The sequence below is a fragment of the Paenibacillus taichungensis genome, assembly GCF_047302525.1.
GTDB lineage: Bacteria > Bacillota > Bacilli > Paenibacillales > Paenibacillaceae > Paenibacillus > Paenibacillus taichungensis_B.
The window spans coordinates 895,281-908,378 of sequence record NZ_CP168020.1; the positions used below are offsets into that span (position 1 = coordinate 895,281).

Annotated in this window: 7 protein-coding genes; all 7 read left to right on the forward strand. The window is 49.5% G+C overall.

Annotated features, from left to right (window positions below; genetic code table 11):
• Positions 1-105: 105 nt before the first annotated feature.
• The 7 genes from ACDJ58_RS04030 to ACDJ58_RS04060 all read left to right on the forward strand — a co-directional run bounded on the left by ACDJ58_RS04030 (position 106) and on the right by ACDJ58_RS04060 (position 13,094).
• Complete coding sequence (locus ACDJ58_RS04030; protein ID WP_413375712.1) at positions 106-1,656, forward strand: extracellular solute-binding protein; 1,551 nt, start codon at positions 106-108, stop codon at positions 1,654-1,656.
• Positions 1,657-1,713: 57 nt separating this feature from the next.
• Entirely contained in the window at positions 1,714-6,039 is a 4,326-nt protein-coding gene (locus ACDJ58_RS04035) for an alpha/beta hydrolase fold domain-containing protein (RefSeq protein WP_413375714.1), read from the forward strand.
• Positions 6,040-6,382: 343 nt separating this feature from the next.
• Positions 6,383-8,365, forward strand: coding sequence for a CotH kinase family protein (locus ACDJ58_RS04040; protein WP_413375716.1), 1,983 nt, complete (start codon positions 6,383-6,385; stop codon positions 8,363-8,365).
• A 106-nt stretch (positions 8,366-8,471) separates the two neighbouring features.
• A complete protein-coding gene (locus ACDJ58_RS04045; RefSeq protein WP_413375718.1) occupies positions 8,472-9,116 on the forward strand; it encodes a Vat family streptogramin A O-acetyltransferase in 645 nt (214 codons plus the stop codon).
• Between the two features lie 228 nt (positions 9,117-9,344).
• Positions 9,345-11,156: an ABC transporter substrate-binding protein gene (locus ACDJ58_RS04050; protein WP_413375720.1), complete on the forward strand. Its 1,812-nt coding sequence runs from the start codon at positions 9,345-9,347 to the stop codon at positions 11,154-11,156.
• Positions 11,157-11,245: 89 nt separating this feature from the next.
• Positions 11,246-12,256: an ABC transporter permease gene (locus tag ACDJ58_RS04055; RefSeq protein WP_413375722.1), complete on the forward strand. Its 1,011-nt coding sequence runs from the start codon at positions 11,246-11,248 to the stop codon at positions 12,254-12,256.
• A 1-nt stretch (position 12,257) separates the two neighbouring features.
• Complete coding sequence (locus ACDJ58_RS04060) at positions 12,258-13,094, forward strand: ABC transporter permease (RefSeq protein WP_413375724.1); 837 nt, start codon at positions 12,258-12,260, stop codon at positions 13,092-13,094.
• Positions 13,095-13,098: the final 4 nt, after the last annotated feature.

The following is a 13,098-nucleotide window of genomic DNA, read 5'->3' on the forward strand; positions in this document are numbered from 1 at the left end:
ATCTAAAACATCCCCATTGTTGCAGGCGGTGGGGATGTTTTAACATCTATTTGAAAGCGCTTTACCAATGAGTGGTACCTAAATCAGGATGAAAAGAGGGGTAGCATGAAAAAGTGGATGGTCTCAGGCATGGCGCTATTGCTGGCGGCAGCTGTCATGACAGGGTGCAACAAAGGGAGCGGAGCGGCATCCGGTGAGGGCGGGGGAGACGGTAAAACGAAATTCTCCATTTCACTACGTACGCTGGCGTATACCTATGTGGAGAAGTCACCGGACATTAACAAGGATCAATGGGTGAAGAAACTGGAGGATCTGACCAATACCGATCTGAAAATTGTCCTGGTGCCCCATAAGGAATATGAACAGAAAATGGTCCAGATGTTTGCCACCAATGATATTCCTGACGTGGTGCAGGGTGACGGCGGTGTCAACGGCAAAGAGATGGCCGGCTCGGTCGAAGCCGGGGTATTTCAGCCGTTGGATGAACTGTTGCAGCAGTACGGGCAAGATTTGCTCAAAGCCGTACCGAAGGAAGCGTGGGACCAGGTAACCCATGACGGCCATATCTATGCCATCCCCGAATATTTATCCAATCCATCCCGCCGGGCAACCTGGATCCGCAAGGATCTTCTGGATCAAACGGGACTACCGGTGCCAACTACGGTTGAGGAAACTATGGACGTCTTGCGCGCCTTTAAGAAGCTCGGCGTGGAGAATCCGTATATGGGACGTGAGGATTTCAAATATGCAGATACCTTTTTCGGTGCCTATGACGTACAGCAATTCCTGTCCATGATGGAGCAGCAGGGCGACCAGGTTGTACCGAAATTTATGGATAACGAGAATATGCAGCAAGCCCTAACTGTCTATAAGACGATGTACGAGGAAGGGCTCATCAACAAAGAGTTCGCGACCATCAATTCTACCGTATTCAAAAATACGATTCTATCTGGCAAGGCGGGTATGTGGTCTATGAACGCCAACGAATTGATCCAATGGGAGAAGCAGATTAAAGCGTCGGTTCCCGATGCCAAAATCGAGATTATCCCTTCCCCTGTCGGCCCCGACGGAAAGGGCGGTTATTATTTGTACGGTCCGGTGACACGTGCCTACTTTATTAATAAGGATGCGGCTGATCCGGCTTCCATTATCCGTTTCTTTAACTGGATGGTGTCTGACGAAGCTGAGAAGTTTTTCACATACGGCACAGAAGGAGAGACCTACACAGAGGATAATGGCGAGATTTCATACACAGCTCCAACAGACTCCGCTGGTGTGGACGAAGAGCGTTACCGTCAGTCGTTCTTATGGTTCGTACAGGACACGACGTACAATAAAGGTTCGTTATCGCTGACAGAAGAAGGCAGAAAGCTGATGAATATTTACGATACCATCTTAGCCAAAGAAGGTCGGGATGGCATCAACTTTGATCCGCGTTTGGAAGCTTTTGTACAGAATCCCGATATTGCTCCCAATTCGGATACACCTCCTCAGGTATTGCTCACACACATGATCAAGATGGTTTATGGTAAGGAGCCGATCTCCGATTGGCCGAAAGTGGTAGAGGAATGGAAATCCAAGGGCGGCGATCAGGCAATCAAAGAAGCCACGGAGAAATTTAAAAAAGGTGAGGGAGTGTCGGCACCGCGTCGCTAGATAAGCAGAATGAATGGAACCAGTGCAGTGAGTCAGGTGAATACGGAGGGGATACAAGTGAATGACGTGTTCAAAACGTGGAAGAAGCGGGTTGTACTTGTTGCCATGTCTGTCATACTCATTAGCGGTATTACCGTTCCCGTGCATGAAGTCCGGGCGATGGAAGACGCTGTTCCTCATTCTATTTTAAATACTACGCAGGAAGAAAATATCCCAGATCCAGAGGGCCCAGAGCTGGAGATTTACGCGGAAAACTTTGATGACCCGGACAATTTTGGCTCTACAGGCGGAATTGCACTGAGAGCCCCCTGGCTGCAGGAAGGGGGAGGTGGGAGCAAGGCCAAAACGTCATCTTCCACAACCGCACCCTCGCTACCCAACATGATCAAGATTGACGGAAACGATGCACTCGCCCTGCCACTTGATCTGACTGGATACGGAAATATCCGGCTGAGCTACTACACACGCGCCTCATCCTATATCAGCGGAAGCATTATTATCGAATGGTCGAAGGACGGAGGCATTTCCTGGGCAACGCTGGAGACATTTGAACTTCCCCCAGGCACTCCAGAAGCGAAGAATAAGGAAGGGAATATGCTTAAAAGCTGGACGCTGAGTTCGGAAGCGAACAATAACAGCACGGTGAAAATTCGTTTTCGGACAGGAGATGCCATGCAGGCCAACATGTATATCGACAATGTTGCCATTTACGGTCAGGCTATTCCCGGTATAACGCCTGCCCCATCCCCAGTGCCGCCTGGAGAGGAGAATACTGAGTTTACGCCACCACAAGGAGTGACTTTATACGAGGATGTGGAGATTGGCACGGCTGGTGGGCGAGCAATATATTCATCCATTGCTGTTCCCGAGACAGCGGGAGCTGAACCGATGCCTGTCATGGTCTATATCCATGGAGGTGGATGGAATCACGGGGACCGAAAGCAGGCATTAAACTCCATATGCAATTATGTACTCAAACGCGGTTATATCGGTGTATCTCTGGACTACCGGCTGACGCATGAGGCTCCTTTCCCTGCCCAGATTCAGGATGTAAAGCTCGCTATTCGATATTTGCGGGCCCATGCAGCCCAGTACAATCTGGACCCGAGTCGTATCGGCGTCTGGGGATCATCTGCGGGCGGCCATCTGGCTGCATTGCTCGGTACAACAGGGGACATGGTTGCTGGTGACACCGTAATGCTCGATACAGGAGTGACGGTAGATGTACCTGATCTTGAAGGTTCTGGTGGATGGGCTGAGTATTCCGACAAAGTGCAGGCCGTCGCTGACTGGTACGGACCCGCTGATTTTACGACGACATTTGCTAATAACTATAGCTCGGTCACGGCTCTTCTTGGCGGGCATCGTGCATTCGATGTACCGGAGCAGGCCAGACTTGCGATGCCGGGAACTTATGCTTCACCGGATGATCCACCGTTCTGGATTCGGCACGGTGATGCTGATGCTACCATTCCCTATACCGACAGTGTTACTTTCGCGGGACAGCTTCAATCTGCGGGTGTCCCGATTGTGGATATGAAAGTCGTACCCGGTCAGGGGCATGGATTTACAGGGACGGCTTCCGAGGTTGCCAATGCGGAGGCGTGGGCCTTTCTTGATGAACATGTGAAGAACCGGATCGTTACGGAGCCAATTATTTTCAAAAGCAATCCCGAAGACACTTCGTCTGGAGATGAAGAAGAGGATGAAGAAAAACCGTTGATTGAGAAGGTCATCGCCAGCAAGCTGCCAAGCGACGATGCGGCGATTGACAGCGGCAAGCCTGACCTGAATTTTAATCAGGCTACGGGCTCCAGCACCGGATTACTAAGCATCTCTTCCACTCCGTCGACCAAGAAATACGTGTATTTCAAATTTGATATGACCGGAAATGAGCCCGAAGGAGATCGGTATCGACTACGGATTGCCGCCAAGAAAGGCACATCGAATATCGATACAGAGTTGTCTCTGTACGGTTTGAATGCAATAGACTGGAGCGAATCATCGTTAACCTGGTCGAATGCCCCGGTCCAAAGTCTCAGCGAAAGTTCGCTGGTTGGCAAATTCCAAGTCACGGCAGATCGTAATGGAAGCCCGGCCGTCTATGAAGTTGATGTAACCGATGTTGTGAAGAGTCGTCCAGATACGGGGCAGGTTGCATTTTTGCTCGCGGATGCGGGATCAACAGGTGTTTCCGTGAACGTATACACCAAGGAAGCCAACGGAACGAGCAATCCGCGTCCACAGTTATCGGTCATTGCTTTAATCGAAGAAGGCAGTGACACGCAGTCACCAGAATGGGAGCAGGGAGCCGAGCTGGAGATTCGCAACTGGGGAACGGATTTTGCGGAACTGAGATGGCCTGCTGCCAGCGATGATACGGCTGTATCTGCCTACCGGATATATCGGAATGGAGTTTTGCTGGCTGAACAAGGTAAGCAGGCATTCCGTGATAGCGGACTTACAGCTGGAACATCGTACACGTTTCAAGTGAGGGCGATTGACGAGGCGGGCAACATCAGCAGTGCTCTATCAACCGATTTGACCACCCTTGCCGTTCCGGTATCGTCCCTGCCTGTTGCTTCCGTCTCGGCAAGCGGTAGCGACGGCAACCTGGCGACCAATACCATTGACAATAACAGTTATACACGCTGGTCTGTTGCCGGAGAGGGGCAATGGATCACGTTTGATCTGGGGCAGGCACAGCAAGTGGGCTATGTTGGGATTGGTTTTTACAAAGGGGATGTCAGGAAGACCTTCTTTGAGGTAGAAACGTCTGTTGACGGTAATCATTGGACCCAGGTATATGGCGGCGAAAGCAGTGGGGATACAACAGAAATGCAGGCATTTGATATCCCGGATACTTCTGCACGTTATGTACGGATCACCGGGCATGGCAATTCTGATTCAAGTATTTATACGAGTCTGACCGATGTGCATCTGTATGCCCCTTATGCAGGGGGAGGAACGCCTGTTGCCCTGATTCCATACATTGAGCCACAACCACCTGAAGGGACGGTGCCCTTTATCGCTCCAGGACTGACGGAGACAGATGGAACACCGCATACTATCCATTCTCCTCATGCTGTAACTGGACGTACGATTGATGTACGGGATTACGGAGCAGATCTGGCTGATAATACGAGTGATGACCGACCTGCAATACAGGCAGCCATTGATGAGGCTAACGCTGGTGATGAAGTATTTTTGCCTGATGGAGTGTACAATTTGTTGTCCGGGCCGGATGGAACCACCAACCTGATGCTCAAATCCGGGGTGAACCTGAGAGGAGAGAGCAGTGAAGGAACCGTACTCAAGACATCGCTGGATCAGGTGACGGGCAGCGCCGTCCTGAAAGCATCGGCTCAACATAGCATTCTCGTATCCAACATGACCATAACTTCATCCTGGTCTGGCAGCTACACGACCGAACACAAATCCAACAATCCCTCTGCAGGCGGGCCGGATAGCATGATTCACATCGCCAACTATGGTGAGGCTCCATCTTATGACATTACGATCGATGGCGTGATTGTGGAGAAATTCAAACGAATGGCTATCCGCATCGAACACAGCCGCGATGTCGTTGTGAAGCATGCAACATTCCGCAACGCAACAGATCTGGGCCCTGGAGGTTCAGGCTATGGAATTTCCATTCAGGGAACGGCCAAGACCGATCGGCTTGGCTTTGACAATGATACGATATGGAATGTGGTGGAGGATAGTACGTTTGAGGGTCCTTATCTCAGACATGGAGCGTTGATCCAGTTTGTGGCCCATAACAACGTGCTGCGTGGCAATACATTTAACGAAACGAAGCTGGATGCTATTGATCTTCATGGTGAACTGGAGTATTTGAATGAAATCTCCGGCAATATCATTACAGATGTGCTGACAGGCGCAGGGGTTGGACTCGGCAATACAGGAGGTTCAGCACCAAGCAACCACAGCAAGTCGGGCAAAGGAAACTATATTCATGACAACACAATCAGGAACAGCCAAATCGGCATCTCGGTAACCATGGGCACCCCCGATACAGTAATCAAGGATAATCTCATCGAGAATACAACCACGGTTGCAGATGCGGCAGGAATCAAAGTCCTGAACGGACCGGGCACGGTGATTCGAGGCAATGTGATCCGCAACAATACCGCCAGCGGTTACTGGGGCGTGCGGCTTGAGCGCGACAAAGGCGATGCCGGAGCAGGCAATATTGGCGAAGGAAACCCTGAGAATGTGTTAATTGAAAATAACCGAATCGAAGGTAACACAAACGGAATCGGACTCTTTGCCGGAGTCGGTATTCTGCTGAAGACCAACATTCTAAACAATGTGAATGAGGACTATTACAAAGCAGCAGGTGTTACAGTTACCGAGTTATAAAGGATCAGAACAAGTAGCCTAGCAGGCGTCTATATAAGTTGAAGCTCAATTTTACACTTAAACGGAGAGTGCAGAACCAATTTGAAGAAGCGAAGCGTTCGCCTTTATCACCGGATTTTTTCCCTTGAGTAAAGGGAATGATGAAAATCTGGGGATAAGAGCGATCGGAAAATGGTACTGCAATCGGAGTGATCAGGTGTAACATTTATAGTTTAACTTATGTAGCCTGATGGGCTACTTTTTGTTGTGAATCATTTATTTAAGATTCATTAAAGGTTTGTCCTCTACCATGGTTTCATAAGCCTAAGTTGCTTAACAGAAACCAAGAAGGAGGATTCATCATTTGAATAGTTTACTACGTAAAGTTGCAGTAACGGCCTTGTCCGTGACGATGGTAACATCATCTTCTTTTGCTTTGGTAGGAAGCCCGAACGCTGCGTTTGCCGCAGAGGATACAAGCACCAGCACAGGCATCACGCAAGCCTATGAATCGTTGTTCCAAACGGACAACGTCATTGATGTGAATGTTACGATTGATGATGCAGACTGGAAGAGCATGCTCGAAAGCCCGCTGGATAAGGATTATAAGAAGGTAAGTGTGGAAGTAGACGGCAACAAGCTGGATAACGTTGGTTTCTCCACCAAGGGTAATCTGACTTTGAAATCCGTAGCTTCGATGCAAGATTCCGACCGTTACAGCTTCAGACTGAAGTTCGATAAATACGACAAAACACAAACCCTGCTCGGTTTGGATAAAATGGTCCTGAACAACAACTACGCTGATCCATCGTACATGCGTGAAGTTCTTCATTATGAAGCACTGCGCAGCATTGGCATGGATGTACCGATGACGAACTACGTTAACTTGTATATAAACGGCGAACTGGTTGGTTTCTATACCGGGGTCGAAGCAGTAGATGACAGTTACCTGGAACGCAATTACGGTGAAGATTATGAGGACGGTGTCCTCTACGATACGGATGAGAAGAGTTACCTGCAATATTCAGAAGGCAGTGACTACAGCACCATCACGGAGGATTTGGGTACGGACGAGAATAAAACCAAACTCAAAAACTTCATCAAAACGCTGAATGACATGCCTGAAGGTGAAAAAGGTGATATCGAGAGTGTGCTGGACGTCGATTCGGCACTGAAATATATCGCGGGCAACATGGTCTTTGGTAACTATGACAGCTATAGCGGCGACAAAGGGCATAACTACATGCTTTACGGCGATGCGGATGGCAAATTCACAGTTGTACCTTGGGACTTTAACATGTCGTTTAATGGATACTCCGGTGGAGGCGGACGTGGAACAACTGGATCAACGACGACCAACACCAACGCAACAAACGTATCTGTGGACGAGCCAGTACTGGGCATTAGCATGGAAAATGTACCGATGATCAACAACCTGTTGGCCGTGCCTGAGTATAAGGAAAAATACTTGAGCTACGTCAATGAGTTGACAGACTATATGGAAGGTATCCAGGACCGTATCACAGGTCTGGCTGACATCATTCGTCCATATGTAGAAGCAGATCCAACGAAGTTCTACACAACAGAGCAGTTTGAATCCAACATCGCATACTCTGCCAACGCTGATGCAACAGGCGGTATGGGTGGCATGGGTGGTACACCACCAGAAGGATTCGAAGGCATGACACCGCCAGAGGGCATGGAAGGCATGACGCCTCCGGAAGGCTTTGAAGGCATGACACCTCCCGATGGTACAACGCCGCAGGATGGCGCAACGGGAAAAGGAACAACAGACAGCACAGGCAAAACCCAGACACGTCCTGGCGGTAACTTTGGCGGAGGCGGCGGTATGGGCTCCATGGCAGCGGGATCGCTGACGACGTTTGCCCTGAACCGACTTGCCAATCTGCAAGAGCAGCTTGGACGCGAAGTAACACCTTTGCCAGAGACTTCAGAAGATACAGGCACGGATAACGGAACTGGAACAACAGACAAAGCGATTACTGTATCCCTTGATGGCAAAGCGATTACGTTCCCGGATCAGGACCCGCTAGAGCAAAGTGGCCGGGTTATGGTACCAGTGAACGCCATCCTTGAAGCTTTGGGTGCAGAAGTAACGTGGGACAAAACAGCGAAAACCGTAACAGCCGTTCTGAATGACCAGACGCTTGTGCTCCAGATCGGAAGCAGCACAGCAACGGTGAATGGTGAAACGCTCGAAATCGATGCACCAGCCATTATCAAGAACAGTCGCACGCTTGTGCCGGTACGCTTCATCTCTGAAGGACTGGGACTGACCGTGGATTGGGATCAAACGGCTGCACAAGTAACACTTACAACCAAATAAGAAATCTCCCCGGTAAAGCAACGTTGTTCTAGGGAGAATGAGAAAAGGGATTCGATGGTCAGATCGAATCCCTTTTTGGTACAATGAGGAAAAGGAGGGGATAAATATGGCTCCCGATAAAACAAAACTTTTCCCTAACGACAATATTCGTACCGTTTGTTACATTCAAAATTTGCCGCCGCGCTCTAATGTGCTGATCGGTGATTATACGTATTATAGTGACAACAGTCGTCCACCCGAGCAATTTTATGACCGCATTCAACATCATTATGATTTCCTGGGTGATCGTCTGGAGATCGGTAAGTTTTGTGCAATTGCCGAAGGGGTGACATTCATTATGAATGGCGCCAATCACCGGATGGAGGGCATGACGACCTATCCCTTCAATATTTTTGGTGGTGGTTGGGAGAGAGTGACCCCTACGCTGGATCAGCTGCCTTTTAAGGGAGACACTTTATTGGGGAACGACGTCTGGATTGGGCAAAATGTAACCATCATGCCGGGTGTCACTATTGGAGACGGTGCCATCGTCGCTTCCAATGCGACAGTCACCAAGGACATCGAGCCTTACACCATTGTGGGTGGCAATCCGGCCAAACCAATCAAAAAGCGCTTCGACGACGAGATTATTGCTTTACTGCTGGAACTGAAATGGTGGGATCAGGATGAGGTGTGGCTGGACACACATTTGGAACGACTGGTCTCTACATACGATCTCCAGACATTGCGTGAGCTTCTGAAGAGCAAGTAGGTTGATGTACGTGAATTGATATGCAAAAGCGAGGTTATCGCTGGTTCCTTACGGAGCCGGCTTTTTCATTTTGGATTTTATATTTCCATAATCACATGTTTTGTATGACCTCAAAAACAATGTCTCAAAATTGAGAAAAGAGATGGAATGTTGTGTGAGATAAGTCATAGAATAACTTTAAGTAAGCGCTTCCAATAACATCAATATGAATTCACGGAGGGGTTCAGAATGCGATTTAAGAGAGCTGCCACACCGCTCGTCGCTCTGTTCATGTCGGTCACATTGTTTGCCGGATGCCAAAGTGTTCAGCCGCCATCAGTAAGTGAACCACAAGGAACGGTGGATACACCAACCGCGACAACCCAGAACGAACCTGCACCACAGACCAACAAGGAGACACCACGTAATGAGACGTTGTATATCAATGGGTTGCAATGGGGGCCACCAACCAACTTCAATCTGTTGAGCGGAAATCCCGCATTTCCAGTGAATTACGGCAACTCCAGGGAGCTGGTGTACGAGACACTGTTTATGGTAAACCAGCTGGACGGTGGCCTTGAACCTCTCTTGGGCAATTCGTATGAATGGACGGATGAAACCACTCTGCGCATTGAGTTGAATGCGGATGCGAAGTGGAGCGACGGGACGGCTTTTACAGCAGATGATGTTGTATACACCTATGAACTGGGCAAAAAATACGATATCAACTGGAGCAGCTTCTGGACCTACATCAGTGAAGTGAAGGCGGATGGAGCGCAGGCCGTGGAAATTAAGCTGAACCCTGATAACCCAAACAAGCTGACCGTACTGGACAGCATTGAACTGATCCCGATGCTGCCGAAGCATATCTGGGAAGAGATCGAGAAGAAGAACAATAATGATCTGACCGCGATTCGCAAAGAGATCAATGACAATCCGGTGGGCACCGGAGCATATAAGCTTCACTTTTACAACGACCAGAAAATTACGATTGTCCGCGACGACAACTACTGGGGTCAGAAATTGTTCGGCAAATTGCCCGCACCGAAGTACATCACTCACGTGATCTACAAGGATAATGCCGCAGGTGATCTGGCGTTCAAGAGTGGGCAAGTGGACGTCTCCCAGCAGTTTATCCCTCAGGTGTGGAAGATGTGGGAAGGCGGGGCTGCCGTCAAAACGTATCTGAAGGATGCGCCGTATTATCTGCCCGGTTCCATGCCAAGCATTTTCTTCAATCTGTCCAAAGCTGGACTCGATAATGCTGACGTTCGCCGTGCAATAGCCATGAGCATCAACTATGACAAAATCTCGGAGCTGGCCATGAGCGGATATTCCGCACCTATGCAGCCTTCTCTGACCTTGAACTCGGACGCCGAGTCCAAATATATTGACCAGGATGCCATCAAGTCGTTGCAATGGACGATGGATATTGAAGGAGCCAACGCCCTGCTCGACAAGATTGGAGCAACCAAAGGCAAAGACGGCACCCGTGTCCTTAACGGCACACGCCTTGGGCCTTTCGAGGTTGAATGTCCTTACGGTTGGTCCGACTGGAACGCTGCCCTGGAGATCGTAGCGCAGAGCGCCAAGGCCATAGGGATTGAGATTCGCACCAAATTCCCGGAATCGCCAGTATGGACCAATGATCTGCAAACCGGCAAATTCGATATCATCATGAACACACCTGCAGGCGGGGTCAGCCCAAGCCAGCCATGGAACCGTGCGATGACGATCATGTATTCCAAAGGGGTTGCCCCAATGGGTGAGATGGCGTTCTGGAACTGGGGACGATACCAGAATGACCGCGCAGACGCCATTATTGAAGAGATTCCATCCGTGTCTGACGAGGCGAAGCTGAAGTCACTGTATACCGAGCTGAATACCATCTGGCTGAAAGATATCCCTTCCATTCCGCTGATGTACAGACCATGGGTGTTTGACACCGTGAACGAATCGGTCTGGAAAGGTTTCCCGACCGAAGGAGATGGAACCAACATTCCGCCGCAAATCTCGATGGACGGCGCAGGTATTAAGGCATTGTATCAGATCCACAATTAAGGAACTCATATTGAATCAGGACACGATGAAGTGACACACCACTTCAGACATAAGGCCCTTATCCGCTAAACTCGGGGGTGCTAAATCCTATGAATGCCTATTCCAGATATGTCGCCAAAAAAGTATTCTGGTACGGCCTGACCCTGGTCATCGCCATCGGACTGAATTTTATTTTGCCAAGACTGATTGAAGGTAACCCGGTGAGCATGATCGCTTCCAAAATGACGTCAGGGATGACCGACTCGGATTCCATCAAGCGGGTGTATGAGACGTTTACGGTTGAGTTCGGCATTGATCAGCCGCTATGGACCCAATTCGGCATCTATTTGAAAAATCTGTTCACAGGCAATCTGGGCACGTCCTTTGGACTGTATCCGAAGCCTGTAACGGACATTCTGGCCTCCGCCGTCCCTTGGACGGTGGGGCTTCAACTTCCGGCCATCCTGGTCGGCTGGATCATTGGCAATTTGCTCGGCGCCATTGCGGCGTACCGGAAGGGTGTTTTTGATAAAGTGCTGTTTCCGGTAGCGTTGTTTATCAATTCCATTCCTTTTTTTACTCTGGCTATTATTATGCTGTACGTCTTTGCGTTATCACTGAAATGGTTCCCTTTATCAGGGGGATATGACTTCCAGATGGTGCCGCAGCTGAGCTTCGACTTCATCATGTCCGTGGTTCGCCACCATACCTTGCCGTTCCTCTCCATTGTACTCGTGACCATTGGTGGTCAGGCGATTGGCATGCGGGAGATGTCCATCTATGAGCTGAATTCGGACTATGTGTTATACAGCAAACTGCTGGGTATTCGCGACGGCCGAATTTCGCGTTATGTGTTCCGTAACGCCATGCTGCCGCAAATTACGGGGCTTGCGCTCTCCATCGGTACGATGGTCGGCGGATCACTCATCTGTGAGATTGTCTTCAGTTATCCGGGCATAGGCACATGGTTGTTCACGGCCATAAGGCAACTGGATTACCCACTAATCTCGGGGTGTACGCTGCTGATTGCCATTGCTGTATTGCTTGCGAATTTCACCATTGATGTCATCTACGGCTTCATTGACCCGCGCATCAAGGCCGCTCAAATGGAGGAACAGTGATATGAAGCATTCGATCTCTATATTGCTGAAGTCACCCAAATTCATGATCGGTGCGGTGACTTTTGTCGGCATGCTGCTCTTGGTTACGATCTATCCGCTCATTAATCGCAGTGATCCCCTGGAGATGATTGCGATGGCGTTTCAGTCACCTGGCGATGGCTTACTGTTAGGATCGGACAATTTTGGACGGGACATTTTTCTTGAATTGATGTATGGCATCCAGACATCCATACGTGTGGGGCTGATTGCAGGTGTGTTTGCGACCGTTATCGGTCTGGTTATGGGCCTGGTGTCGGGATATATCGGGGGAATGCTGGATAACTTTCTGACGGCAATTACCAATATTTTTATCGTTATTCCTTCGTTTATTATTCTGATCTTGATCTCAGTCAGCATTGATTCACGCAGTTCCCTGGTGACGGCGATCATTATCGGTATAACCAGCTGGCCCTGGACGGCCCGGGCTGTGCGAGCCCAGACAACATCTCTGCGTAGCCGGGATCATGTGCATATTGCGAAAATTTCGGGACACAGTACGCCGCGTATCATTATCCATGAGATTTTGCCGTATATCGCGTCTTATGTGGTGATGGCTTTTGTGCTCCAGACGGCATCGGGCATTCTGTCCGAAGCCTCCATCTCCATGCTGGGACTGGGACCGTATAATACGATCTCGCTCGGCATTCTGATGAACTGGGCACTGGTGTTTGAAGCGCCAGTAGCCGGGGCGTGGTGGGCTTTCATTCCTGCGGCGCTGGCGATTGCCGTCATTACCTTCTCGCTTTATCTGATGAATACGGGCATGGACGAAATTTTCAATCCGAAAATAAGGAGCTAAGACC